Below are 24542 nucleotides of genomic sequence, written 5' to 3'. Positions count from 1 at the left end.
GCCCAGCGCCGCATCGCGCCTCGTTCGCGCGATTGGGGATGCTTTGCAAGCATGGCTTGCACGCGTCGCCGCGTGCGTTAAGGAAGGTGGACATTTTCAGGGGCCAGAATCGGGGTGCGAATCGCCTCCGATGGTCTGTCCCTAAGGGACTTTTCCCGCGAAACACAGGGATGGCGGATTTAGAATGAAAGCGACGATCGAACGCGCAGTGTTGTTGAAAAGCCTCGGCCACGTCCAGTCGGTGGTCGAACGGCGCAACACGATCCCGATCCTCTCGAACGTGCTGATCGAGGCCGATGCATCGGGCCAGTTGAAACTGATGGCGACCGACCTCGACTTGCAGGTCGTCGAAACGATCGCGGCCAAGGTCGAAACGGCGGGCACCACCACCGTGTCGGCGCATACGCTTTTCGAAATCGCCCGCAAGCTGCCCGAGGGCGCCGAGGTCAGCCTCGCCGCGGCCGAGGGCAAGATGCAGATCAAGGCCGGCCGCTCGAACTTCAACCTGCCGACGCTGCCGCGCGACGATTTCCCGGTGATCGCCGAGGGGGAACTGCCGACCAATTTCGAGCTGCCCGTCGCCGAGCTGATCCAGATCATCGACAAGACGCGCTTCGCGATCTCGACCGAGGAAACGCGCTATTATCTCAACGGCATCTTCCTGCACGTCGCCGAGGATGCCTCGGGTCCGGTGCTGAAGGCCGCGGCGACCGACGGTCACCGCCTCGCGCGCTACACCGTAACGCGCCCCGACGGCGCGTCGTCGATGCCCGACGTCATCGTGCCGCGCAAATGCGTCACCGAAATCCGCAAGCTGCTCGACGAGGCCGAAGGCAATGTCGAAATCAGCCTGTCGGCCAGCAAGGTCCGCTTCCAGCTCGGCAACGCGATCCTGACCTCGAAGCTGATCGACGGCACCTTCCCCGACTACAGCCGCGTCATCCCGACCGCGAACGACAAGCTGCTCAAGGTCGATCCGAAAAGCCTGTATCAGGGCGTCGACCGCGTCTCGACGATCGCCAGCGAAAAGACCCGCGCGGTCAAGGTCGGCCTCGACAAGGACCGCATCACGCTGTCGGTCACCAGCCCCGAAAACGGCACTGCCGCCGAAGAGGTCGCGGCAGTTTACGACAGCGAGGCGATGGAGATCGGCTTCAACGCCCGCTACCTCAGCGACATCCTTGGCCAGGTCGACGGCGACACGGTCGAGTTGCACCTCGCCGACGCCAACGCTCCGACGCTGATCCGCGAAAGCGAAAAGAGCCCGGCGCTCTATGTACTGATGCCGATGCGGGTGTAATCCCGCTCAACCATTCCGTCATTGCGAACGAAGCTAAGCAATCCAGAGTAGCGTAAGCCGCCCCTGGATTGCTTAGCTTCGCTCGCAATGACGTTATATTGTGGCGGTCACCCCGCCTTCGCGACCCGCCAGATCACCCCGCCGGTATCGTCTGCAACCAGCGCGCTGCCGTCCTTCGCGACCTTCACATCGGCCGGGCGGCCGCGGGTGGTCTTGCCGTCCTTGCCAAGGAACTGGTCGAGCAGCGTGACGGGCAGCGCGTCGACCGGCTTGCCGTTGGCGCCGAACTTGACGAACACGACGCTGTATCCCGCAACTGGCTCGCGGTTCCACGACCCGTGCAGCGCAATCAGCGCGCCGTTCGCCCAGCGATCGCCAAGGTCGAGGCCCTGGGTAAAGGTGAAGCCCAGCGGCGCGGTATGCGCCCCCAGCCCATATTCGGGGCGCTTGACGTACTGACGGCGATCCTCGGCCTCGGGCTCGACACGCGGGTCAATGTAGCCGCCCCAATAATACCAGGGCCAGCCATAGAAATCGCCTTCGGTGACGTCGGTCAGATAATCGGGGACCAGGTCGCTACCGAGCATGTCGCGCTCGTTGACCACGGTCCACAGCCGGTCGCTGCCGGGATAGAAGCCAAGGCCCACCGGATTGCGGATGCCGGCCGCAAAGGTGCGCATATATTTATTCTCGGGCCGCACTTCGAGCACGCTGGCGCGGCGGAATTCGCGGTTCATGCCCGCCTCACCGATATTCGAGTCGGCGCCGACGCCGATGTAGAGCCAGCCGTTGGGTGCAACGGCGAGGCTCTTGGTCCAATGGCGGTTGGTGCCCTTTGCAGGCAGATCGACGAGCTTGGTCGGCTTGCCGCTCATCTTGGTCTCGCCCGCCATATAGGGGAAGGCGAGCAGCGCGTCGGTGTTCGCGACGTACAGCGTGCTACCGACCAGCACCATGCCATAGGGTGAGTTGAGCCCAGTGATATAGGCGGTCTTTACCTCGGCCTTGCCGTCGCCATCGGCGTCGCGGAGCAGGGTGATGCGGTTCGCCGATGGTTTCCGGCCCGTGCCACCTTTGCCCATCAGATTCTTCATGACCGCGCCCTGCACGCCGCCATCCTTGCGCGGCGGGCTCTGCGATTCCGCCACGAGAACATCGCCGTTCGGAAGCACCAATATCGTGCGCGGATGGTCGAGCCCTTCGGCAAAGCGCGCCACCGCCAGCCCCTGCGCGGCGCGCGGCGTTTGCCCTGCGGGCCAGCTGGTCGCCTCGGGCACATTCACCGTCGGGAAGCTCTCGGTCTTTTGCGACGCCATCACCGGCACCCGTCCGCTGAGCTCGGCGGTCGAGAAGCGCGCCACATCGGGTCGCGACATGACGTATAATGTGATGCCGCCGACGATCAGCAGCAGCAACAGGGCGAAGGCGGCATATTTCAGGATCTTGCGCATGGCGCCTGTCTACACGGGCAAAGCGCGGCGTCAAAGGGGCTTGCATCGGCACGCGAAGGGTTAACCGGTGACGGCCGGCAATTAACCTTACCCGGCTGTTCATCACGGTTGGGAACGGCGCGGTGAGGGGCGGGGCGTAAGACGGCGCTCACCCTTACGGACCAGGAATAAGATGCACCTGCCAGCACCTTTTCTCACCGACCGCGACGCGGTCGAGGATGCCCATGCGTTGATCAGCATGCATGGCGAAGAAGCGGGCTTTGCCGCCGCGGCGCGGGCCGAGCAGTATCGTGTGCTTGGCAACCACGTCCATTTCGCGCGCTGGCGCCAGATCGAGCGGCTGATCACCTATTTGTCGATCGAGGACATCCTCGACACGGTGCACTGAGCCCTAGATCCGCAGGCCCGCGGTTTCGGGCAATCCTGCCATGATGTTGAGATTCTGGACGCACGCGCCGCTCGCGCCCTTGCCCAGATTGTCGAGCCGCGCGACGAGGCGGAGTTGACGACCGGCGGGATCGGAAAAGAGCGCCAGCTCCATCCGGTCGGTCGCTTCGTCCTTCTGGCTGAGCAGCAATTCGTTCTCGTCGCCGCGCCGCACCGATACCAGCGGCGAACCGTCGAAATGCGCTGCGAGCGCGTCGAACGCCGCATCGGCGGTCGGCGCGTCGAAACTCAGCGGCACCTCGACCAGCATGCCGCGATAGACGGGGACGACGGCGGGCGCGAACAGCGGCGGATGCGTCAGGCCCGCGCCGCGCTGCATTTCGGGCACATGCTTGTGGTTCAATGACAGGCCATAGCTGCGAAAACCGATGTCGGGTTCGGCCACGAACCGTGCGATCAATTCCTTGCCGCCGCCCGAATAGCCCGACACCGCGTTGACGCTGAGGCGGGCATCGGTGGGCACGATACCCGCGGCGACCAACGGCGCGACGAGCGCAAGGAAGCCCGTCGGATAGCAGCCCGGATTGCTGACCCGCGTCGAGCCGGCGATCGCGTCGCGCTGCCCAGCGCTCAGTTCGGGGAAGCCATAGGCCCAGCCCGGCGCGACGCGGTGCGCGGTCGACGCGTCGATGATTTTCGTACTGTCATTGCGGATCATGGCGACTGCCTCGATCGCCGCGGCGTCGGGCAGGCAGAGGATGACGAAATCGGCGCCGTTCAGCGCTTCGGCGCGGCGCGCGGCGTCCTTGCGCTCGGTGTCGGGCAGGGTGAGGAGCACGAACTCGCTACGCCCCGCAAGCCGCTCGGCGATTTCCAGGCCCGTCGTTCCCGCCGCGCCGTCGATGAAAACTGTTTTTGTCATGGTTTACCGCAGTCGTTTATAGCCGGTAGCCGGCACATCATTCCCTTTCGCCGCCGACAGCGCGATCACGTCGGCCAGCGGTTCGCTGTTCACCGCCATCCATCGTCGGCTGGCGTGGATGATGGTCTGGCTGTCGGCCATGATGCCGACATGCCCGGGAAAGAAGACGACATCGCCGCGGGCGAGCTGCGCCGGGTCGACATCCTTATCGGAACCGAGCGCAGCGAGCTGCAGGTCGCTGTCGCGCGGCAGATGGATCCCCGCGGCCGCCCATACGAGCTGGACGAGACCCGAACAGTCGATGCCCTTCGCCGTGCGCCCGCCCCAGACATAGGGCGTACCGATCATCTGTTCGGCGAGTTCGGCGGGGTCGTTGTCCTCTGTGCCGACTTCGACGAGCGACGCCAGCGGCAGATAGCCGTGCGACGTCGCAAGCCATTCGCCCTCGGGCTCGCCCATCACCAGCGCGCCGCGCGGCAGGACGGCGGGGCCGCCGCTTGCGGCATCGGGCGCGCTGTGCAGCATCGCCTCGATCATTTCGACACGGTGGGTCGGCGCGATCGGCGCGGCGAGCGCTTCGGCGGCGAGATAGCCGACATAATGGTCGGCAAGGCAATAGCCCCACGCCCAGCCGCCAGTGAGATCGAGTAGGGCAAAGCCTTCGCCGAACAGCAACTCGCTCGTCTGGTCGGCATCGACCGACGGCGAGGCACGCAGTGATGCCGCGGGCAGTACGCCGCTGCGCATCATCGGCGCGGCATAATGCGGCGCGAAATGCGTCCCCGCGACCGCAATATCGGCAAGGTCGGGACGGATCGCGACGACGCGCGGATCGAAGCTCTGCGACGTACCGGTCAGACCAAAGCGATCGCGGCCTGCGCCCGCGGCGCCGGGGCGCCCCATACGCACGCGGTTTGCCGCTGAATTATCGCCACTTTCTGCTGTCACTTGCCGTCCTGTAAAAAGCTGGGTTCCGCGCGCGGCGGACAATCGCGCGCCATTAGACCAGCAGGCCCCGCTTTATCAAGAATGTTCAGGTTTTCTCGCGCCGGTCGTAGCGCGCCTGCAGCATCGCCCAAGCGGCGCGTAATCCCAGCGCGGCGCCGCCCTTCGGACGCCCGGGCTTCGCCGAGGGGCGCCATGCGAAGGTGTCGAGGTGCGCCCAGGCCACGCCATCGGGTACGAAGCGCTTCAGAAAAAGCGCCGCGGTGATCGTCCCGGCGAACGGCGAACTACCGGCATTGCCCAGGTCGGCGATGTCGGTTTCGAGCAGGTCGGCATAGCCATCCCATAACGGCATCCGCCACAGCGGATCGTCGCGTTCGATCCCGCCCGCGAGCATCGCCTCGGCGAGCGCATCGTCGTTCGAGAACAGCGGCGGCAGATCGGGGCCGAGCGCAACGCGCGCGGCGCCGGTCAATGTGGCGAAATCGACAATCAGTTCGGGCTTCGCTTCGCCTGCCTTGGCAAGCGCGTCGCCGAGCACGAGCCGCCCTTCGGCGTCGGTGTTGCCGATCTCGACCGTCAGGCCAAGGCGGCTTTTGAGTACGTCGCCCGGACGGAATGCATCGGCGGAGATGGCATTTTCGGCCGCGGCGACGAGGCAATGGAGCCGCACCGGCAGCCCGCTCGCCATCACCAGTTCGGCGAGCGCGAGCACATGCGCCGCGCCGCCCATGTCCTTCTTCATCAACCGCATGCCCGCCGCGGGCTTGATGTCGAGCCCGCCGCTGTCGAAGCTGATACCCTTGCCGACCAGCGCGACGCGCGGACGGTTCTCCTTGCCCCATTCGATTTCGATCAGGCGCGGCGCGTGATGTTTGGCGGCGGCGCGCCCGACCGCGTGGATCATCGGATAGCCCTGTTCGAGCGCCTCGCCCTTGGTGACAGTCAGTTTGCCGCCATGCGCCTTGGCGATGCGTTCGGCCGCCTTTTCGATCGCCGCGGGCCCCATATCGGCAGCGGGCGTGTTGACGAGATCGCGGACGAGCGCGGTCGCGCGCATTTCCGCAACCATCGGCGCGATTGCACCGACTTCGGTTGTCAGCAGGACGCGTGGCCCTTTGACGGACGGGTTCGATTTATAGGTGTCAAAGCGGTACTGCGCGCTCATCCATCCGAACAGCGCCTTGCCCGGCTGCTGGCCTTCCAGGCGGTAGCGGCCTTCGGGCAGGATTTGCCCCAGCTTGGCGAGGCACCATGCCGACAGGCTGTCGGCCTTGGCGACGGTCGTGACGACCGCCCATTTTTCGGGGTCGTCCCCCGGCAGGATCGCGTGGACGAAGGCATCGGGCTTGAAACCGACCGCGGCAAGATGCGCGCGTTCGCGGGCGCTGCGGCCCTTCAGCCACTCGTCGTAACCCTTCTTGTCGACGAGGTGGATCGGGCGCGCGTCCTGGCCTTTGTCGGGCTGGATCAGATCGGAATAGTCGGTCATGGACGCGGTGCTAGGCCGCTCGGGATATTTTGTCGATTCCCGGCGTTATCTCTGGATGACGACCAACGCACCCTGGCGAAATGCCACATCGATCCTTGCCGGCGCGCTGCTGCTGGCGGGCTGTTCGGACGACAAGCCGACGAAGGCGGAAAAAGTGGCCGCGGCTTCAGTGCCCGGCGCGCCGCCGCAAGCCGCCGCCGATGAAGCCGCAAAGGGCGCGCCCGCCTCGAACGTCACCGAGAGCAACGACCTGATCGAGTTTGTTTACGCCTATCCCAATGAAGCCGCCCAGATACCCGAACTCGCCAACGCGCTCGACAGCGACCGGGCGACGAAGCGCGAGGCGCTGATTGCGGCCGCGCAGCGCGACAAGGCGGCCGCCGAAAAGGGCGAATTTCCCTATCGCGCGCATAGCTATCGGCAGACTTGGCAACGCGTTACGAACACACCGCGATTCCTGAGCCTCTCGGCCGAGATCGAGACCTATACCGGCGGCGCGCACGGTATGCAGACCTTCGACACGCTGATCTGGGACCGCAACCGACGCAAGCAGCTGAAGCCGATCGACCTGTTCCAAAGCAGCGAGTCGTTCGACAGCGCCATCCGCGAGCCATTCTGCGCCGGAATCAAACGTGCGAAGGCCGCGAAGGGGATAACGGCCGACGAGGCGCCCGACAGCCCGTTCGGCAAATGCCCGCCCGCATCGGCGCAAACGGTGTGGCTTGGCTCTTCGGACGGGCGCTATCTGGACCGCATGACGATCGCGATCGCACCATATGAGGTCGGCCCCTATGCCGAGGGGAGCTACAAGATCAACGTGCCCGTGACGGGCGCGCTCGTCAAAACCGTGAAAGACGAATTCGCGCGCGATTTTCTCCCTATCAATTGAACCGAAGGACTCGGTCATGGCGAAGCAGCCCAAAGCCGGCAAGATTGGCGAAAGCGCAAAGGAAAAGAAGGGCAAGCGGAGCGCCGCGACAAAGCTGCGCCGCGCGGTCGGGTCGGGTAAGACGATCGCGAAACCGCCATCCGACAGCGAGGCCGATCTCGACCGCGCGCCCAAGTGGCAACCGCGCTATCCGGGATCGGGGCGCCTCGACGGCAAGGTCGCGATCGTCACCGGCGGCGACAGCGGGATCGGCCGCGCGGTGTGCGCGCTGTTCGCACGCGAGGGCGCTGACATCGCCATCGTTTATCTCGAGAACAGAGCCGATGCCGTCGAAACCGCCGCGATCGTCGAAGCCGAGGGGCGCCGCGCGATCGCGATCAAGGCCGACGTCGGCAAGGCGAAGGCGGACGAAAAGATTGTTGCGCAGGCGGTCGAAAAGCTCGGCCGTCTCGACATCCTCGTCAACAACGCCGGCGAACAGCATCCGGCGGAGGACATCCGCGACATCAGTCCCGAGCAGTTGCAGCAGACCTTCGCGACAAACATCTTCGGCATGTTCTATCTGGTCCAGGCCGCGCTGCCGCACCTCAAAAAAGGCGCGGCGATCGTCAATTGTACGAGTGTCACCATGTATCAGGGGTCAAAGGGGCTACTCGATTACAGCGCCACCAAAGGTGCTATCACGGCCTTTACCCGCTCGCTCAGCGAGAATCTGATGGGCAAGGGCATTCGCGTGAATGGCGTCGCGCCGGGGCCGATCTGGACGCCGCTGAACCCGCGTGGTGGGGCACCCGCCGAGAAGGTCGCGACCTTTGGCGAGGATACTCCGATGAAGCGCCCGGGCGAGCCCAATGAGGTTGCACCCTGCTTCCTGTTCCTCGCGTGCGATGACAGCAGCTATATGTCGGGTCAGGTGCTGCATCCCAATGGCGGTACGATCGTTAATGGCTAGCGGGGCGGGCAAGGAGAAGTTCCATGCCAGCCAAATCGAAAGCCCAGCAAAAAGCCGCCGGAGCCGCACTCAGCGCCAAGCGCGGCGATACCCCCAAGTCGAAACTGAAAGGCGCATCGAAGCAGATGGCCGAGAGTATGACCGAAAAGCAGCTCGAAGATTTCGCCAAGGGCTCGACCAAGGGCAAGCCCGAGCACGCCGATTAGGGTTTATTCCGCGGCTTCAAGCTCCGCCGGTGCCGATGCCACTGTCGCTTGCGCGTTGGAGAAGGTCAGTACCCCGTCGGCAATCGCGCCGGTGCGCATGTCGATCCGGTCCTGGACATAATTCTGGCTGAGCCGCCAGGGTAGCGCGGCCGTGCTCTTCGGCATGATGTGCAGCGACCGCTGGATATAGCCCGACGAGAAGTCGAAGACATTTTCCTCTTCGAGGCTCGACGGATCGGCGAGCGCCGGGGTTGCGACCGTGGTTCCCGTGTCGCGCATATGGTTGAGCACGCGGCAGACATATTCGGACACGATGTCGGCGCGCAGCGTCCAGCTGGCGTTGAGATAACCGAACACCGCCGAGAAGTTCGGCACGTTCGAGAACATGCACGCCTTATAATAGAAATGATCGTGCCAATCGACGGGTGCGCCGTCGACGCGCACCGGAATCTTGCCCGCAACCGCGAGTTTGAGGCCGGTGGCAGTGACGATGATGTCGGCGTCGAGATGCTGACCTGATTTGAGCTGGATGCCGGTGGCGTCGAATTTCTCGATATGATCGGTTACGATCGACGCCTTGTCGGCTTTCATCGCCTCGAAGAAATCGGCGTCGGGGACAAGGCACAGCCGCTGGTCCCAGGGGTTATAGGGCGGGGTAAAGGCTTTGGCGTCGTACCGATCGCCAAGGCTCGCCTGCAGCTTCCTGGTCAGGAACTCCTTGACCTTTTCGGGCTGCTCGCGCGCGCGGCGGAAGGCGATGTCTTGCAGCCGGACGTTCTTGAAGCGGGTGATCTTGTATGCGAGCTGCTCGGGCAGGAATTTGCGGAGGAAGTTGGCGAACCCGTCCTTGGCCGGCCGGATGAAATACCAGGTCGGCGTGCGCTGGAGCATCGTGACATGGGCGGCCTCCTTCAGCGACGGGACGATAGTGACCGCGGTCGCGCCCGATCCGATCACGACGACTTTCTTGCCCTTGTAGTCGAGGTCCTTGGGCCAGAATTGTGGGTGGATGATCTGGCCCTGGAAATCCTCGCGGCCCGCGAATTGCGCGTCGAAGGGTTCGTCATAGTCGTAATAACCCGAGCCGAGGTAAAGCCAGCGCGCAGTCGTGGTCGACCTGGCGCCCTTGCTGTCCTCCATCGTCACGGTCCAGCGCGCGGCGGTGCTGTCCCAGTCGGCGCCGACGACCTTGCTATCGAAGCGGATACGCTCTCGGATATGGCGTTCGTCGACGATATGATTGAGGTATTCGAGGATCGAAGGGCCATCGGCGATCGATTTTTCATGCCTCCACGGTTCGAAGACGAAGCCGAGCGTGTGCATGTCGCTGTCCGAACGGATGCCGGGGTAACGGAACAGATCCCAAGTGCCGCCAAGCTGTTCGCGGCGCTCGACGAGGGTGAAGCTGCGGTCGGGAGAGTTCATCTGCAAATGCACGGCCATTCCGATGCCCGAAATCCCCGCGCCGACGATCAGCACATCCTGATCGACCGGTGCAGCTTTCGCGTCCGCGGGGCGTTCCATCGTCGCCGTACCTGCCATTATCCTGTCTCCCGGCTATGTTTGCCAAATTTGTTTGAACGCAGCTTACGCACCACGTTTCATTTTGCAATCGAATTGACGTTTACGGAAAGTGCGGCTAGCGAGCGCAGCTTCGCTTGTGGCTGTCATAAATACGTCATAGAGGCGAAACTCATTTGTAGTCGGCCCTTGCCGCCCACCCCCATGAAAGGGACTGAACACGTTGCGCCAGATCGCTGTCCTTCCCTATCGATTCGGGGGTCCCGCGCAGGACGGCCCGACAGAAATCCTGCTGATCACGTCGCGCGAAACGAAGCGTTGGGTCGTCCCAAAGGGCAATCCGCTGACTGGCATGTCGCGCCACGCCGCCGCAGCGGTCGAGGCCGAGGAAGAGGCGGGGGTGATCGGTGCAGTCTGTCCGACGCCGATCGGTAGCTATGAATATAGGAAGCGCCGGGCCAATGGCGCTTCGATCATGTATCATGTCGAGGTCTTCCCGCTCGCCGTGACGAACGAGCTCGAAGACTGGAAGGAAATGGACGAACGCGACCGCAAATGGTTTTCGTTCCGCGACGCCGCGTCGGCGGTTGAGGAACCCGATTTGCAGGCGCTGATCCGCTCGTTCGGCGATGGCGGTTTCCGCGCCGTCGCCCAGCCGCGCGGGGTCGTCGAAAATGTAGCAGACAAGACAGGGGTGAGCTGGATGTTCGCATGGTTTCAGCGTTTGCTGCCGCGACAGGGAAATTTCTTCGAATTGTTCGAAAGCCACGCCGCGACGCTCGTCGCCGGGGCGAATGCCTTGTCGCGCATGTTGCAGGGCGGCGAGGGCATGGCCGACCATGTCCAGGAAATCATCGAGCGCGAGCATGACGCCGACGCGATCACCCGCGAAGTGCTCCAGACCGTCCGCCGTACCTTCCTGACGCCGTTCGATCGCAGCGCGATCACCGACCTGATCGCCTCGATGGACGATGCGATCGACGAGATGCAGAAGACCGCGGGTGCGGTCGACCTCTATGACGTCACCGAATTCGAACCCGAGATGCGCGACATCGCGGGCATCATCGTCGATGCCGCGCGCCTGACCGCAGAGGCGTTGCCGCTGCTTCGCAACATCGGCGCCAACGGGCCGCGGCTTCACGAGCTGACCGAGCGGCTGGTGCGGATGGAAGGTCATGCCGACGAGATTCATGCCGCCGGGCTCAAGCGCCTGTTCCGCGAGCATGGCGAGTCGAACCCGACCCGCTTCCTGATCACGCGCGAACTCTTCCGCCATCTCGAGCGCGTCACCGACAGCTTCGAGGATGTCGCGAACGAGATCGACGGCCTGGTCATCGACCACGCATAAGCGGGGGCGTCCACCATGCACGAACTCGCTTTCCCGCTCCTCGTCGGCCTCGTCATCCTGGCGCTGGCGTTCGACTTTCTGAACGGTCTGCACGACGCCGCGAACAGCATCGCGACCGTTGTTGCGACGCGGCTGCTGCGGCCGGTGCAGGCGGTGCTGTTTGCCGCCTTCTTTAACTTTGCCGCCTACTTCCTGTCGGTCATCTTTCCCGAACTGCACAAGGTTGCCGAAACGATCGGCAAGGGGATCATCGACAAGGACCTGGTGACTCCCGCGGTCGTGTTCGGCGCGCTGGTCGGCGCGATGTTCTGGAACGTCGTGACCTGGCTCAAGGGCATCCCCTCGTCGTCGAGCCACGCGCTTGTTGGCGGGATCGTCGGCGCGGGCGTCGCGCATGCGGGGTTCGAGGGGATCGAATGGACCGGGCTCAACAAGACGGTGATCGCGATTTTCCTGTCGCCGCTGCTCGGCATGATGCTGGCGATGCTGGTGATGCTGGTCAGCAGCTGGGCGCTCCGCCGGTCGACCGCCAGCTTCGCCGAGAAGACCTTCCGTCGCCTCCACCTCCTGTCCTCCGCCGCTTATTCGATCAGCCACGGTCTGAACGACGCGCAAAAGACGATGGGGATCATCACCGTCCTTCTCTATTCGACCGGCTATCTCGGCGGCGAATTCCATATCCCGCATTGGGTGGCGTTCAGCTGTTATGTTGCCATTGCGCTCGGCACGCTGTCGGGTGGGTGGAAGATCATCGAGACGATGGGCGGCCGCATCACCAAGCTGTCGCACCATCAGGGCTTCGCGGCCTCGACCGGCGGCTCGATCATGGTGTTCACCGCCAGCCTGCTCGGCATCCCGGTGTCGACGACGCACACGATCACCGGCAGCATCATCGGCGCCGGCGTCGCGCGCCGGGCCAGCGCGGTGCGCTGGGGCGTCGCGGGCAATGTCGTCGCGGCGTGGTTCATCACCATCCCGGCGAGCGCGGCGGTGGCGGCGGTCTTCTATGCGATCACCCGCCTGTTCTGAACCGGGCGGGGTTGCGTTCGAATGAGAACGTAATAAGAACGCTCTCTCGGTGAAGAGGGGCGCACACGATGGCCGGTGATTTCGATTTCCAGATTGGCAGCTGGCAGGTGAAGCATCGCCGCCTGAAAGAGCGGCTCGTCGGTTGCGACGATTGGGAAGAATTCGACGGGACCTCCGACATGCGGCCAATCCTGGGCGGCGAGGGCAATATCGAGGACAATGTCCTTCATATTCCCGGCGGAACCTATCGGGCGATCGCGCTGCGATCCTATGACCGGGCGCAAGGCAGCTGGGCTATCTGGTGGCTCGATGCGCGCAGCCCGCATGCGCTCGACGTCCCGGTTATCGGCCGGTTCGAGGATGGCATTGGCCACTTCTATGCCGACGACATGCTCGGCGAGCGGCCGATCCGGTTGCGCTTCATCTGGAGCCGCACCGACACCACGACGCCGCGCTGGGAGCAGGCGATGTCGGCGGACGGCGGTGAAAGCTGGGAAGTGAACTGGACGATGGATTTTACCCGCGGCTGACCGATCACCGCGCCGGGCGATAATCGACGCTGGCCCCGCCGACCATCCGCACCGGCAGGTAGAGGCCGTTGCCATAGGCTTTGATCTCGCCGGTTTCGAAGCGGTCGACACGGGTACGGATGACAAAGGCGCCCTCGCGCCGCTGGTCGACCGCGCGCTTGATCTTGCCTTGCAGCTTGCCGAGATCGTTCGTGAAATTCTGCGTCAACGCGTCGGCGATCAGCGGCGCGAAACCCTCGCTGCGACCGAGGAGGATGAGCAGGTCGCCGCCGACCCCGTCGGTGTCGCCGTTGATAACGAGGTCGGTGAAATGAACCTCGGCCGATCCCGGCTTGTTGACCGGGGTAGCGGTCATCCAGATGCGTCCGCGCGTCGGCTCGCCGCTTCGTATCTTTAGTTTGGCATCGACGTCGACTCCCACCGCGATGCGGCCGCCCTCCGCCCCATAGATGGTCGATTTGCCGAATTTGACCATCATCGCCCCGAGCTTGGGGAGGACGAAGGGGCGCGCCGACCGTTTGGCGAGTGCGCGGTCGACGACAGGCTGCAGCTGCGCATAATCGGCGATCACGGGCACGCGCACGTCGAGATGCGGTTTGGGGGCTTCGCGGACCAACCGTGGCAACGGGGTGGGCGCCGGGTCGGCGGGCCGCCGCGAGACGAAGGTTTCGGTGATCGCCTCGAGCCCCAGATTGAGGTTCAAGCGCTGCCCCTCGACCCGGTAGCCGCCGTAGAGGATGCGCTGCGGTGTCACGCGCATCCACACCGGCGGATTCTCGCGGTTGAGTTCGAGCGATGTGAAGCTCTGTCGCCACACGTCGGCCGCCTGCTTGCGGATGTCGATCTTGGCGATCTCGCGGTTCACCTCGCGCTCGACCCCGACCACGACGGGTTTCAGCTTCGCGTCGGCCTGATCGGTGAAGGTGATACGCCGCCCAAGGAAATCGATGCCCGGCGCCTTGGTCCAGCCATAGGTGATGCGTGCCTTGCCCTGCGTGCGCCAGTCGGGTGTGAGCTCGATCCGGACGCGCGCATGCGCCATCGCGGCGCCGGTCGCGGTCTCGCCCTTCAGCACCCCGCCGACGTCGCGCGCGGCGATCGTTGCCCGCAGCGGCACGTCGACGACGATCTCGCTCCCTTCGCCGCGTAGCCGCAGCGGCCCGCGCGTCACCTGGCCGACGATCGTGCAGGCGATCGGCGGCGTGACCTTGACCTTCTTGCCGAAGACTTTCACCCGCTGCGGCTGGACGCAGGCGGCCTCGCGCTGGTTGATCGTCCACAGCGTCTTGGGCACCGCGCGTTCGAGCGCCCGCTTGAGCGACGCGGTGTTGGCGTTGATCGGCACCGCGATCAGTGATTTCTGCGTCGGGGAGGGCGCCTTGTCGGTGGCGCGCGGCGGCGCTTCGACCTTGGCTTGGCGGTCGCAGCCGGTCGAGGTCGCGGCCAGCAAGGATGCGGCGATGATCAGTCGAACGAGACGCATGCGGTGCCCCTGATGCGGTGTCTGCTGATTATAACGGTGCTTGGGTTAAGGCGTTCCTTGCGTCGAAGGGTGCGGCGGGAAACGGCGGAAATCTGCCCAACTTCACACTGAAATCGCATTTCGTGCGGATGCCGCTTCGGTGTCCCTGCGAAGGCAGGGATCCATCTCCGGCCGGCTCTATATGGCACCCACCGGAGATGGACCCCTGCCTTCGCAGGGGTACAGGACAGTCCGAGATAGCGAAAACAGGGAAGGCTGGCGGTTTCGGAAAGGGCGGAAAACTGCGTAACTTCACTCTGAATCGTCTTTGCTCACACATGTTGGTCCAGGCGTCGGGGCCTAAAGCGACAAAAGCTACGCACTTGCAGGGCGAAAATGCCTCCTTTGTCGCGTTAAGCGGAATATCACGCAAACGCCGCGCGAGAGGCGTGTCATGATCTGAAAGAGTGGCAATGCCCAGCATGGGCAGAGGCTAATGCGGCGATATTTTGTAGGACAGCGTTTTTTGGGGCGCCCGAAGGCGGCGCATTATGCTTCGGTGTCGTCGCTTTTCTTGCATTGGCGCAGCGCCGTCTGGAGCGCTTTCATCTCCTCCAGACCTGGCCCCGAAATCATCAAGCTCCCGCCAGTGATCGGCTCATTGACGATGGGTTCAATCAGGGTCGTGCCGTTAAAGCGCAGGGGCAAGGGCTTGCCTACCAGGCTGGTCGTCAATTCTGCCAACGCAGTTCCCAACCGCGCATCAAGATCGATGGTCAGGACCGGAAGGCCGCTCCATTCATCTTGCGACAGTCGCGATTCGACCGAGGCTGGCCCGCAAATTGAGAGCGAACCGATCCAGATGCCCGGACCGCACTCGGGGGCCGGGTTGTCGGTGCTGCAACGGTCTGTGGTTTGCGGTTCGTCCCCCGTCGCCGGGGCCGAGAGCGACGGTTCGGCGCCCGGCGCCTGTGTGCCTGCCAACGACAGAGCAAGTATCAGGGCCGATCGGAAAAGGAACATCATCGCTTGTCCGTTTCTGTTGTGATGGAATCACATGTGCATTGTGGACTAACCAGCCGAGCAGCGCCAGTCTGCGGGATAGGTAGGGTCCCTTACGCAGCGACAACCCCGAACAGATCATGCTCGTCAGCGTCTTCGATCTCGACATCGACGATGTCGCCCGATTTCAAAGTCGCCGCGACGTCGCGCAGATAGACATGACCGTCGATCTCCGGCGCATCCGCCTGTGACCGGCCCGTCGCGCCGATGCTGCCGTCCCATTCCGGATCATTGGGGTCGGCTTCGCCGACTTCGTCGATGATGACGGGCATCGTGCGGCCGATCTTGGCTTCGAGTTTGGCGGCGCTGATCGCGGCGGTCTTGTCCATGATGCGCTGGTAGCGCTCTTCCTTGAGCTCTTCGGGGACCTGGTCGTCGAGCGCGTTCGCCTGCGCACCCGCGACGGGCTCGAAGCGGAAGGCGCCGACGCGGTCGAGCTGGGCTTCGTCGAGCCAGTCGAGGAGATACTGGAAATCGGCCTCGGTCTCGCCGGGGAAGCCGACGACGAAGCTCGATCGGATCGCGATGTCGGGGGCGATGGCGCGCCAGTTTTTCAGGCGTTCGAGCACCTTCGCCTCGTTCGCGGGGCGCTTCATGCGCTTGAGGACGCTGGGGCTCGCGTGCTGGAAGGGGATGTCGAGATAGGGCGTGAGCAGCCCCTCGGCCATCAGCGGGATGACCGCATCGACGTGCGGGTAGGGGTAGACATAGTGGAGGCGGACCCACGGGGCGCGGCCTTCGCTGGTCTGGAGCTGGCCGAGTTCGCGCGCGAGGTCGGTCATGTGGGCGCGGACTTCGCGGCCCTTCCACTGGCGCGGGTCGTGGCGGGTGTCGACGCCGTAAGCCGAGGTGTCCTGGCTGATGACCAGCAGTTCTTTGGTCCCCGCGGCGACGAGCTTTTCGGCCTCGCGCAGCACCGCGTCGATGCGGCGGCTGACGAGTTTGCCGCGCAGATCGGGGATGATGCAGAAGGAGCAGCTGTGGTTGCAGCCTTCCGAAATCTTCAGATAGCTGTAGTGGCGCGGGGTGAGTTTCAGCCCGCCCTCGGGCACCAGGTCGATGAACGGGCCTTGCGTCGGCGGCGCGGCGTCGTGGACGGCGTCGACGACCTGTTCGTACTGATGCGCACCGGTGACCGCGAGGACATTGGGGAAGCGGGCGCGGATGACGTCGGCTTCATTGCCCATGCAGCCGGTGACGATGACGCGGCCATTCTCGGCCATCGCTTCGCCGATCGCCTCGAGGCTTTCTTCCTTCGCCGAGTCGAGGAAGCCGCAGGTGTTGACGAGCACGACGTCGGCGCCAGCATAGTCGGGCGACAGGCCATAGCCGTCGGCGCGGAGCTTGGTGAGAATCCGTTCGCTGTCGACCAAAGCTTTGGGACAGCCGAGCGAGACCATGCCGACCTTCGGCTGGGAGGGGAGGGTTTTCGTTGCCATGATTGGCGGGGCGCATAGGGGATTTTTCGGCGTTTGTCACGTGGGGCCGCGTATAGTTCTTCTGTGCCTTATTATTTCCCGGTGAGTGTATCCGCCACCACCCGCCAGACCCTTGGATTGATGCCGAGTCCCAGGTGGGTGCTGTCGACTTTGATGTTCCGCGCCTGTCTGTTGTAGATGTCGACCGCGATGTCGGGGCCGACGATGCCGTCGCGGTCGGAGTAAATGACGGTCAATGGCTGGGTTAGCCCTTTCAGATTGCGCGCGTGGATCTCGCGCTCGATCGCGTCGAAGTCGCGGCCGGCGAAGCGCTGCGCGAGCGCGGTATATTTGGGGCCGCCAATGATGGGCGTGCCCATCGTGATGATTTCGCGGACGAGCCGCGGGTATGCGCGCGCGGTTTCGCGGGCGATGACGCCGCCGAGGCTCCAGCCGATCAGGGTGAGCGGGGCGCCGTCGGCCTTCACCCATTCGGCGGCTTGAGCGGCGAAGCGTTCGACGTCGGCGGCGACGCGGCCCTGGTTGCGGCCCATGCCCCAGTCGCGGACATGATAGCCGAGGTGGCGGAGATATGCCTCGAGCGGGCGCATCGACAGCTCGCTCGCGCCATATCCGGGGAGGAGGGCGACGGGGCGGCCGTCGCCGCGCGGGGCGCCGATGAGGTGATAACCGCCGAGGCCGTAGCGCAGCATGTCGAACGGCAGCGCGAACTCGCCGAGCGTCGCCCAGCGGCTCGGCGGTTTCAGTCCCTCGGGAAGCGGTGTGTCGCGGGGCATCGCCTTCTCCCTCCTGTCCTCCTATAGCTCGCCGCATCGGCACGGAATTGCAAGGGTGGTGAAGCATGATTGGCGTATTTGCGGCGATTTCGGCGGCGATTGCGGTAGCGGCGGGCGCGTTCGGGGCGCATGGCGCGGCGGGCCAGCAGGAGGCCGAGTGGCTGCGCACCGGCGGACTGTACCAGCTGATCCACGCGGTCGCGGCGCTTGCGATCTTGGGCGTCGCGCGCGGCCCCGCGATCATGCTGCTGGTCGGTGCCGCGATCTTTTCGCTCACCCTCTATGCGATGGCGTTTGGCGGGCCGCGGTGGCTGGGCGCGGTGACGCCGATCGGCGGCACGCCGCTGATTGTTGGCTGGCTTTGGGCCGGCTGGCTTTACTGGCGGGGCTAGCCGCCCGCAACGCTCGCCTCGCATTCTTCGCAGCGGACGACTTCGACAACCTGGTCGCCATGTTCGAGGCGCTGGGCTTCGGGCTCCCAGAAGCCATAGGGCTTGCCGGCGCGATAGATGCGCAGGCCGCGCCCGCCGCTCGCGAGCTGGTCGATGCTGCGACCGACCTCTTCGCCGCTGACGGCACGTTCGCGCAGCTGGACGCGGCCGCCGATGCTGGCGAGGTCGGCCATATAATCGGCGACATGCGCGCCTTGCGCCGACCCTGCGAGCAGCAGCCCGGTGAAGCTGACCGGGTTGATGACATTGTTCGCCCCCGCCTGCCGCGCGAGCAGTTCATTGTCCTGCGCGCGGATGACGACGCTGATCGGCACTTTTGGCGAAAGGTGGCGGACGGTGAGGACCATGAGAATCGATGTGTCGTCGCGCCCGGCCGACACCAGTACCGACTGCGCCCGCGCGATGTGGACGTCGATCAACGTGTCGTCGTTCGAGGCGTCACCCTGCAGCACGTTACAGCCCGCCGCCTCCGCCTCCGCGATCCGCGAGGCCGACTGGTCGATCACGACGATGCACGCCGGATCGGTGCCGCGCGCGATCAGTTCTTTGACCGCTTCGCTGCCGCTGATGCCATAGCCGAGGACGACGATATGGTCGGAGAGCTTTGCCTGGATGCGGGCCATGCGCCATTTTTCCCATGTGCGTTTGAGGACGAAATTATAGGCAGTGCCGACGAAAATGAAGAGCACTGCAATGCGGATCGGGGTGACGATCACCGCCTCGATCAGCCGCGAGCGATCGGAGACCGGGGCGATGTCGCCGAAGCCCGTCGTGGTGACCGAGATCATCGTGAAATAGACGACGTCGAGAAAGCTGATCTGGCCGTCGTGGCTGTCCTTCAATCCCGCGCGATCGATCCAGTGGACGAGCACGACGATGCCGATCAGGAAGAAGGCAACGCCGAGCCGCGTGATGACATCGGCCCAGATCGGCCATTTGCTCGCGCGTTTGAGCGGCTGAAAGCGGTGCTGCAGCTTCGGCTTCGAGCCGGGACGTTTGCTCATCGGGGCGGCAATTGCTTCATCGGATCGACGGGTATGCGATTTTTGCGCAACTGGAAATGGAGTTGCGACGTCTGGACCTGTCCAGTCGCCCCAGCGCGGCCGATGACGTCGCCCATTTTGACGGATTGGCCGCGCTTGACGTCGATGCGGCCGGCGTGGCCATAGGCACTGACCCAGCCGCCGCCATGGTTGATCAGGATCAGCCCGCCATAGACGCCGATCTGGTCGCCGGCATAGGCGACGATGCCGCCCGCGGTCGCGCGGATCGGGGTGCCCGCGGCGGCGGCGATGTTGATCCCGTCGCTGAGCTTGCCCGATGCGAGCGGACCGAAGCGCGCGAGGATCGGCCCGTTGAGTGGCCACTCGAAGCGGCCGGCGAAATAAGCGGGGTCTGCGATCGCGGTCGTAACCGGCTGGCGCGGTGTGGCGGTGCCCATGGTCGGGCGGGCCGCTTCGGCGAGCGCGGGCTGGCTGCCCGTCAGAATGTCATCGATGTCGAGGTGGAAAGCGGCGGCGCGCGCGCCGACATCGACGGGACCGCGCGGAATGGCGCGTGCGTTGGAGGGCAGGCGCAGCCGCTGGCCGACACGCAATATATTCCCGCGAACGCGGGAACCCAGTCCGACGTTGCTGCTGGGTCCCCGCTTTCGCGGGGATGACGAATGGTTTTGGCTTCGGCGGATCAGCCGCCGTAGGCTCCGCGCAGCGCTGCCAGCGAGGCATCATGCGTCAGGTCGAGCTGGAGCGGGGTGACCGAGATATAATTGTCATCGATCGCCTCCAGGTCGCTGTCGTGGCCGAGGCTATGTTCGATGCCGTGGAGCCCGAACCAGTAATAGCGATAACCGCGCGGGTCGGTGCCCTCGACGATCGAACCGCGGCCATAGTCGTGGAAGCCCTGGCGGGTGACGCGGATGCCTTGCACGTCTTCGGCGGGGATCGCGGGGAAATTGACGTTGATCAGCGTGCGCGGCGTCATCTCCATCGCGAGCAACGGACGCAGCACCTTCGCGCCCCACGTCGCAGCCGCTTCGAAGGGGACGCTGTCGCCCATGCCTTCCCTGGCGTAAACCTGGCTGAGCGCGATCGACGGAATGCCCGCGAGCGCGCCCTCGATCGCCGCCGAAACGGTGCCCGAGTAAGTGACATCGTCGCCGAGGTTTGCGCCGCGATTGACGCCCGACAGGATCAGGTCGGGCTTGTCGGGCATCAGCTTGCCGATCGCCATCATCACCGAATCGGTCGGGGTGCCGCTGCACGACCAGCGGCGCTCTTCATGCTGGCGGATGCGCACCGGGCGCGAGAGGGTGAGCGAGTGGCCGGCGCCCGATTGTTCCTCGGCGGGGGCACAGACCCAGATGTCGTCCGAAAGTTCGCGCGCGATCGCTTCGAGCACCGCCATGCCGGGGGCGTGGTAGCCGTCGTCGTTGGTGAGGAGGATGCGCACTTTCTGTCTTTCCGTTTCTGTTTCGTCATGCCGGGCTTGACACGGCACCCGCCTTTTTTCTTCAAGAAGGCAGGCCCCGGATCAAGTCCGGGGTGACGATGGTGTTAGGTGACGGGCGTCAGTTCCGTGATGCCACCCATGTACGGCAACAGCGCCGCCGGAATGGTGACGCTTCCATCCGCCTGCTGATAATTTTCGAGGATCGCGACCAACGTTCGCCCGACAGCCAAACCCGAGCCGTTGAGCGTATGGACGAACTCGTTGCTCTTTGCGCCGTCGCGGCGGAAGCGGGCGTTCATGCGGCGTGCCTGGAAGTCGCCGCAGTTCGAGCAGCTCGAAATCTCGCGGTAGCTGTCTTGCCCCGGCAGCCATACTTCGAGGTCATAGGTCTTGCGCGCTGAAAAGCCCATGTCGCCGCTGCACAGCAGCATCTTGCGGTACGGCAGTTCCAATGCCTTGAGGATCGCCTCGGCCGCGCGCGTCTTGCGTTCGAGTTCGGCGCCCGAGTCTTCGGGCCGGACGATCGAGACAAGCTCGACCTTCCAGAACTGGTGCTGGCGGATATAGCCCCGCGTATCGCGCCCGGCCGACCCGGCTTCGGACCGGAAGCAGGGAGTGAGCGCGGTCATGCGGATCGGCAGGTCGGCCTCGGGCAAAATCTCTTCGCGCACCGCGTTGGTCAGGCTCATCTCGGAGGTCGAGATCAGCCAGCGGCCGTCGGTGGTCTGGAACAGATCCTCGCGGAACTTGGGGAGCTGCGTCGTGCCATAGGCGGCCTCGTCGCGGACCATCAGCGGGGTCGCGCATTCGGTGTAGCCCGCTTCATTGGTTTGCTTGTCGATCATGAACTGGCCGATCGCCCGTTCGAGCCGTGCCATCTGACCTTTCAGGAAGGCGAAGCGCGCGCCCGACATTTTCGCCGCGGTCTCGAAATCGAGGCCGAGTGCGGGGGCGAAATCGGCATGTTCCTGCGGCGTGAAATCGAACGTCCGCGGCGCCCCCCAGCGTGCAATCTCGACATTGCCTGCCTCGTCCTCGCCCGCGGGGACGTCGGCGAGCGGAATGTTCGGGATTGCGGCGAGGATGTTCTGCAACGCGGCAAGCTGATCGCGCTCGGCGTCTTCCTTCGCGGGGAGCGCGGTCTTGAGGTCGGCGACCTCGGCCTTCAGCGCTTCGGCCTTGTCCTTGTCGCCATTGGCCATCGCCTGGCCGATCAGCTTCGATGCCTCGTTGCGGCGCGCGAGCGAACCCTGGATCTCCGTCTGCAACGCGCGCAGCGACGCGTCCGCCGCCACGATCTGGGCGGACAGGGGTTCGAGACCGCGGCGCGCGAGGCCGTCGTCGAATGCTTGCGGGTTTTCCCGGATCAGGCGGATATCGTGCATGCGCCGCGCTATGGCGTTGCGGCGCGGGCGGTGCAAGCCCGTCTTAGCGTTCGATTAGGTCCGCGAGCTGGCCGATCGCTGTGCCCCAGCCTTCGTGGAAACCCATTTCCTCATGCTTGGCGCTGTCCTCGGCCGTCTTGTGCAGGACGCGCGCCGAATAGAGGGTCCCGCCGTCCCTCGCTTCGAAGGTCAGGATCGCGGTCATTGCGAGCCACGGTTCGGCGGGCTGCCAGCCTTCGGTGAGGACGGTGGTGAAGACGAGCTTCTTTTCGGGGATGGCTTCCAGAAAACAGCCGTCGACATGCGGCTGGAAATCGGCGGCACCCGCTTCGCGCATCCGCGTCACGAAGCCGCCGCCCGGGCGCAGGTCGAGCGTGACGACCTGACATTCGATCGGCGCCGGGATCCACCATTTTGCGAGATTCTCCGGCACGCTCCACGCGTTCCAAACCGCCGAGGGAGGCGCGGAGATCAGGCGGGAGATGGTGAGGGTCGTGTCGTTGGTCATCATATTTTCTCCGGGGGATGTTGCGATTCGACGAAGTCGGCGAGCCGGTCGGTGCGGCCCTGCCAGATGGCGCGCTGTTCGCTGAGCCAGCCTTCCGCCGCCGCGAGGCGCTCGGCATCGACGCGGCAGGTGCGGACGCGGCCGTGCTTTTCGGTGTGGATCAGTCCCGATGCCTCGAGCACCGCTAGATGCTTCAGGAAGGCGGGGAGGCCCATTTCGAACGGTTCGGACAGCTGCTTTACCGGCGCGGCGCCTTTGAGCAGGCGGCTGACGACCGCGCGGCGCGTCGGGTCGGCGAGCGCGTGGAAGAGCGAATCGAGCGCGGCTTGTTGGTTCACCATATGGCGAACTATAATAACAGTTTCCCGATCGGCAAACTAATTCTCACCGGGCAGAAAAAAGGGCCGCCCCGAGGAGCAGCCCTTAGTTTCTGAGGTTCGGGTTAGCCCCCCAAACCGCCAGTGGATTTCTTAAGCCGCGTTGGCGTCATTGTCGTTGCGGTTGGCCGCACGGCGACGCGCGACGAGCGCAGCGGCTGCAGCGCCGAACAATAGCATCATTGGCGGCGCAGGAACAGGGGTCGGATCGCCCGACGAACTGCCATGGCTGCTGCTGCTGCCCGAACTCGACGAACTCGAAGACGAGCTGCTGCTCGACGAGGAAGACGAACTCGTGCTGCCGGTCGAACCGAAGCTGCTGGTGCTGCCGGTCGCACCCGACGAGGTCGCGCCGCTGGAGGTGCTGCTGCTCGACGAGGAAGACGAGCTGCTGGAACCGCCCGAGCTGCCCGAACTGCCGTGTGACGAACTGCCGTGTGACGACCCGCCCCAACCCGAGCTGCCCTTCGACGAGCTGCCGCCCGACGAGGATGAGCTCGACGACGACGAGGAGGAAGACGAACTCGACGACGAGCTGCTGCTCGAAGACGAGGTGCTGACGTTGCCCGAAGAGGTCGAAACATTGCCCGACGAGGTCGAGGTGCTGACGCTTCCAGTCGAGGTCGATACGCCGCCCGTCGACGTCGATACGCCGCCGGTGGACGTCGAGACACCGCCGGTCGAGGTCGACACCCCGCCCGTGGAGGTCGACACGCCACCCGTTGAGGTCGAGACGCCCGATGAGGTGCTGGAAGTCGTGCTGAGGCCGCCCGTGGTCGTCGAGGTGACGACGATGCTGCCGCTGCTGCCACCGCCGCCGCTGCTGCCGCCGAAGAAACCGCCAAAGAAGCCGCCGCCGAAACCGCCGCCAAAGCCGCCGCCGATGACGGTCACGCCGCCGCCGCTGCTGCCGCCTTCAAAGCCGCCGCGCGGGAAGGGCGCGTAAGGGATGGGGGGCAGCGGGATCGTCTGCGTCACGACCTGCGTCTGCGGGGTGATGGTGCGAATGATGCGCTTCGTCGTGACGACGCGGCGCACGCGCTTCACAGGCTTGCGCGCTGCGTGGCGCTTGCGCACGACCTTCTTGCCGACGCACGGCGAGCAGGACTGGACCGTCTGGGCGCGTGCCTTTGGAACGTCCGCGATCTGCATTGCGCCGCTACCGATGATCGCCCCGCCGCAGGTGCAGGCGCAAAGCTTGGCAAGGGCCATTCGGACAGACATAGGCTTTTCTTTCTTTCCCGTTGCAGGTGCGAAGCGCCATCGACCGGCACCCCCCGTCACCCTTCGCTATAACTCAAAAGGCCAAAGCTTTGTGAACGCGGCAATTGTGTTAACCGCGTTTGCCTGTCCGAGAGCGGGAATTGGCACGCGGAATCAACAAAAATCCCGGTATCTGTCCCAAAACAGAACGCATTATGCAGCAATTCTATGCAATTGGTTAACCTTCGGCCCTAAATCGCCGCTTCGGGAACCTCTCTCGCCCGTCACCATCAAGCCTATAGAATCGCTGCTGTCGCTTCGCCGGTTCATCGCCGCTTCACGGCGCGTCGCTATCGGCAGCTTAGGCGCTTGTATCGTCGCCAGCGGCTGGGTATAGGCGCGCCACTCCCCGAGCCGTTTGACGGTTCGTAAGGTGACAGGAAAGGACGCGAGAG

At 64.7% G+C, this 24542-nt stretch carries 26 protein-coding genes; 11 read left to right on the top strand and 15 right to left on the bottom strand.

The genetic code is table 11. The features are described 5' to 3' along the window. Positions 1-184 precede the first annotated feature (184 nt). Complete coding sequence (dnaN, locus tag ACREBX_RS08310; RefSeq protein WP_431561284.1) at positions 185-1300, top strand: DNA polymerase III subunit beta; 1116 nt, start codon at positions 185-187, stop codon at positions 1298-1300. A 107-nt stretch (positions 1301-1407) separates the two neighbouring features. On the opposite strand, the gene ACREBX_RS08305 is transcribed toward dnaN, so the two are convergent. Next, a complete protein-coding gene (locus ACREBX_RS08305; RefSeq protein ID WP_431561283.1) occupies positions 1408-2751 on the bottom strand; it encodes a PQQ-dependent sugar dehydrogenase in 1344 nt (447 codons plus the stop codon). 172 nt (positions 2752-2923) lie between these two features. Here ACREBX_RS08305 and ACREBX_RS08300 point away from each other — a divergent pair, with 172 nt between their 5' ends. Continuing rightward, complete coding sequence (locus ACREBX_RS08300; protein WP_058536565.1) at positions 2924-3139, top strand: hypothetical protein; 216 nt, start codon at positions 2924-2926, stop codon at positions 3137-3139. A 3-nt stretch (positions 3140-3142) separates the two neighbouring features. Here the strand turns inward: ACREBX_RS08300 and argC are convergent, their stop codons facing one another. The 3 genes from argC to ACREBX_RS08285 form a co-directional block, all read right to left on the bottom strand. After that, positions 3143-4060 carry an N-acetyl-gamma-glutamyl-phosphate reductase gene (argC, locus tag ACREBX_RS08295; protein WP_431561282.1) on the bottom strand — a complete coding sequence of 306 codons (918 nt, stop codon included), beginning with the start codon at positions 4058-4060 and terminating at the stop codon, positions 3143-3145. A gap of 3 nt (positions 4061-4063) precedes the next feature. Continuing rightward, positions 4064-5008: an NlpC/P60 family protein gene (locus ACREBX_RS08290; protein WP_431561281.1), complete on the bottom strand. Its 945-nt coding sequence runs from the start codon at positions 5006-5008 to the stop codon at positions 4064-4066. Positions 5009-5093: 85 nt separating this feature from the next. After that, on the bottom strand, positions 5094-6497 hold the full coding sequence (locus tag ACREBX_RS08285) for a leucyl aminopeptidase family protein (RefSeq protein ID WP_431561280.1): 1404 nt from the start codon (positions 6495-6497) through the stop codon (positions 5094-5096). On the opposite strand from ACREBX_RS08285, the gene ACREBX_RS08280 reads away from it, so the two are divergent. From ACREBX_RS08280 to ACREBX_RS08270, 3 genes are read left to right on the top strand one after another with little or no spacing between them, the layout of a single operon-like run. Then, positions 6496-7386: a DUF4163 domain-containing protein gene (locus ACREBX_RS08280; protein ID WP_431561279.1), complete on the top strand. Its 891-nt coding sequence runs from the start codon at positions 6496-6498 to the stop codon at positions 7384-7386. The two genes, ACREBX_RS08285 and ACREBX_RS08280, sit on opposite strands and share 2 nt — an antisense overlap. 16 nt (positions 7387-7402) lie before the next feature. Next, complete coding sequence (locus tag ACREBX_RS08275; protein WP_431561278.1) at positions 7403-8338, top strand: SDR family oxidoreductase; 936 nt, start codon at positions 7403-7405, stop codon at positions 8336-8338. Between the two features lie 23 nt (positions 8339-8361). Next, complete coding sequence (locus tag ACREBX_RS08270) at positions 8362-8544, top strand: DUF3008 family protein (RefSeq protein ID WP_431561277.1); 183 nt, start codon at positions 8362-8364, stop codon at positions 8542-8544. A 3-nt stretch (positions 8545-8547) separates the two neighbouring features. Here the strand turns inward: ACREBX_RS08270 and ACREBX_RS08265 are convergent, their stop codons facing one another. Then, a complete protein-coding gene (locus ACREBX_RS08265; protein ID WP_431561276.1) occupies positions 8548-10086 on the bottom strand; it encodes a flavin-containing monooxygenase in 1539 nt (512 codons plus the stop codon). Between the two features lie 202 nt (positions 10087-10288). Here ACREBX_RS08265 and ACREBX_RS08260 point away from each other — a divergent pair, with 202 nt between their 5' ends. The 3 genes from ACREBX_RS08260 to ACREBX_RS08250 all read left to right on the top strand — a co-directional run bounded on the left by ACREBX_RS08260 (position 10289) and on the right by ACREBX_RS08250 (position 12972). Continuing rightward, complete coding sequence (locus ACREBX_RS08260) at positions 10289-11413, top strand: DUF47 family protein (protein WP_431561275.1); 1125 nt, start codon at positions 10289-10291, stop codon at positions 11411-11413. A 15-nt stretch (positions 11414-11428) separates the two neighbouring features. Beyond that, positions 11429-12442, top strand: a complete 1014-nt coding sequence (locus ACREBX_RS08255) for an inorganic phosphate transporter (RefSeq protein WP_431561274.1) — start codon at positions 11429-11431, stop codon at positions 12440-12442. 68 nt (positions 12443-12510) lie between these two features. Next, the gene (locus ACREBX_RS08250) at positions 12511-12972 is read left to right on the top strand and encodes a DUF1579 domain-containing protein (protein ID WP_431561273.1); all 462 of its coding nucleotides are present in this window, start codon (positions 12511-12513) and stop codon (positions 12970-12972) included. A gap of 4 nt (positions 12973-12976) precedes the next feature. Here the strand turns inward: ACREBX_RS08250 and ACREBX_RS08245 are convergent, their stop codons facing one another. From ACREBX_RS08245 to ACREBX_RS08230, 4 genes are all read right to left on the bottom strand, one after another. Then, positions 12977-14455, bottom strand: a complete 1479-nt coding sequence (locus ACREBX_RS08245) for a DUF4403 family protein (RefSeq protein WP_431561272.1) — start codon at positions 14453-14455, stop codon at positions 12977-12979. A 528-nt stretch (positions 14456-14983) separates the two neighbouring features. Next, a complete protein-coding gene (locus ACREBX_RS08240; RefSeq protein WP_431561271.1) occupies positions 14984-15460 on the bottom strand; it encodes a SecDF P1 head subdomain-containing protein in 477 nt (158 codons plus the stop codon). Between the two features lie 89 nt (positions 15461-15549). After that, a complete protein-coding gene (rimO, locus tag ACREBX_RS08235) occupies positions 15550-16935 on the bottom strand; it encodes a 30S ribosomal protein S12 methylthiotransferase RimO (protein WP_431561270.1) in 1386 nt (461 codons plus the stop codon). A 71-nt stretch (positions 16936-17006) separates the two neighbouring features. Then, positions 17007-17711, bottom strand: a complete 705-nt coding sequence (locus ACREBX_RS08230; RefSeq protein WP_431561269.1) for an esterase/lipase family protein — start codon at positions 17709-17711, stop codon at positions 17007-17009. Positions 17712-17776: 65 nt separating this feature from the next. On the opposite strand from ACREBX_RS08230, the gene ACREBX_RS08225 reads away from it, so the two are divergent. Next, entirely contained in the window at positions 17777-18103 is a 327-nt protein-coding gene (locus ACREBX_RS08225; RefSeq protein ID WP_431561268.1) for a DUF423 domain-containing protein, read from the top strand. Here the strand turns inward: ACREBX_RS08225 and ACREBX_RS08220 are convergent. From ACREBX_RS08220 to ACREBX_RS08195, 6 genes are all read right to left on the bottom strand, one after another. Next, a complete protein-coding gene (locus ACREBX_RS08220; RefSeq protein ID WP_431561267.1) occupies positions 18100-19167 on the bottom strand; it encodes a potassium channel family protein in 1068 nt (355 codons plus the stop codon). The genes ACREBX_RS08225 and ACREBX_RS08220 overlap by 4 nt on opposite strands. Then, a complete protein-coding gene (locus tag ACREBX_RS08215) occupies positions 19164-19760 on the bottom strand; it encodes a murein hydrolase activator EnvC family protein (RefSeq protein WP_431561266.1) in 597 nt (198 codons plus the stop codon). Before ACREBX_RS08215 ends, ACREBX_RS08220 begins: the two co-directional genes overlap by 4 nt. An 89-nt stretch (positions 19761-19849) precedes the next feature. Beyond that, positions 19850-20614: a 5'/3'-nucleotidase SurE gene (gene surE / locus ACREBX_RS08210; protein ID WP_431561265.1), complete on the bottom strand. Its 765-nt coding sequence runs from the start codon at positions 20612-20614 to the stop codon at positions 19850-19852. A 104-nt stretch (positions 20615-20718) separates the two neighbouring features. Next, positions 20719-21999, bottom strand: coding sequence for a serine--tRNA ligase (gene serS / locus ACREBX_RS08205; protein WP_431561264.1), 1281 nt, complete (start codon positions 21997-21999; stop codon positions 20719-20721). Positions 22000-22042: 43 nt separating this feature from the next. Further along, the gene (locus ACREBX_RS08200; RefSeq protein WP_431561263.1) at positions 22043-22510 is read right to left on the bottom strand and encodes an SRPBCC family protein; all 468 of its coding nucleotides are present in this window, start codon (positions 22508-22510) and stop codon (positions 22043-22045) included. Further along, positions 22507-22848 (bottom strand): ArsR/SmtB family transcription factor, encoded by a 342-nt coding sequence (locus ACREBX_RS08195; protein ID WP_431561262.1) that lies wholly within the window; start codon positions 22846-22848, stop codon positions 22507-22509. Before ACREBX_RS08195 ends, ACREBX_RS08200 begins: the two co-directional genes overlap by 4 nt. 154 nt (positions 22849-23002) lie before the next feature. On the opposite strand from ACREBX_RS08195, the gene ACREBX_RS08190 reads away from it, so the two are divergent. Together ACREBX_RS08190 and ACREBX_RS08185 are read left to right on the top strand one after the other, a co-directional pair. Continuing rightward, positions 23003-23830, top strand: a complete 828-nt coding sequence (locus ACREBX_RS08190; RefSeq protein ID WP_431561261.1) for a hypothetical protein — start codon at positions 23003-23005, stop codon at positions 23828-23830. A 60-nt stretch (positions 23831-23890) separates the two neighbouring features. Continuing rightward, complete coding sequence (locus ACREBX_RS08185) at positions 23891-24484, top strand: hypothetical protein (RefSeq protein WP_431561260.1); 594 nt, start codon at positions 23891-23893, stop codon at positions 24482-24484. Positions 24485-24542: the final 58 nt, after the last annotated feature.

This window comes from Sphingopyxis sp., from assembly GCF_050725655.1.
Lineage (GTDB): Bacteria > Pseudomonadota > Alphaproteobacteria > Sphingomonadales > Sphingomonadaceae > Sphingopyxis.
This window is presented reverse-complemented; position numbering and strand designations above follow the sequence as displayed.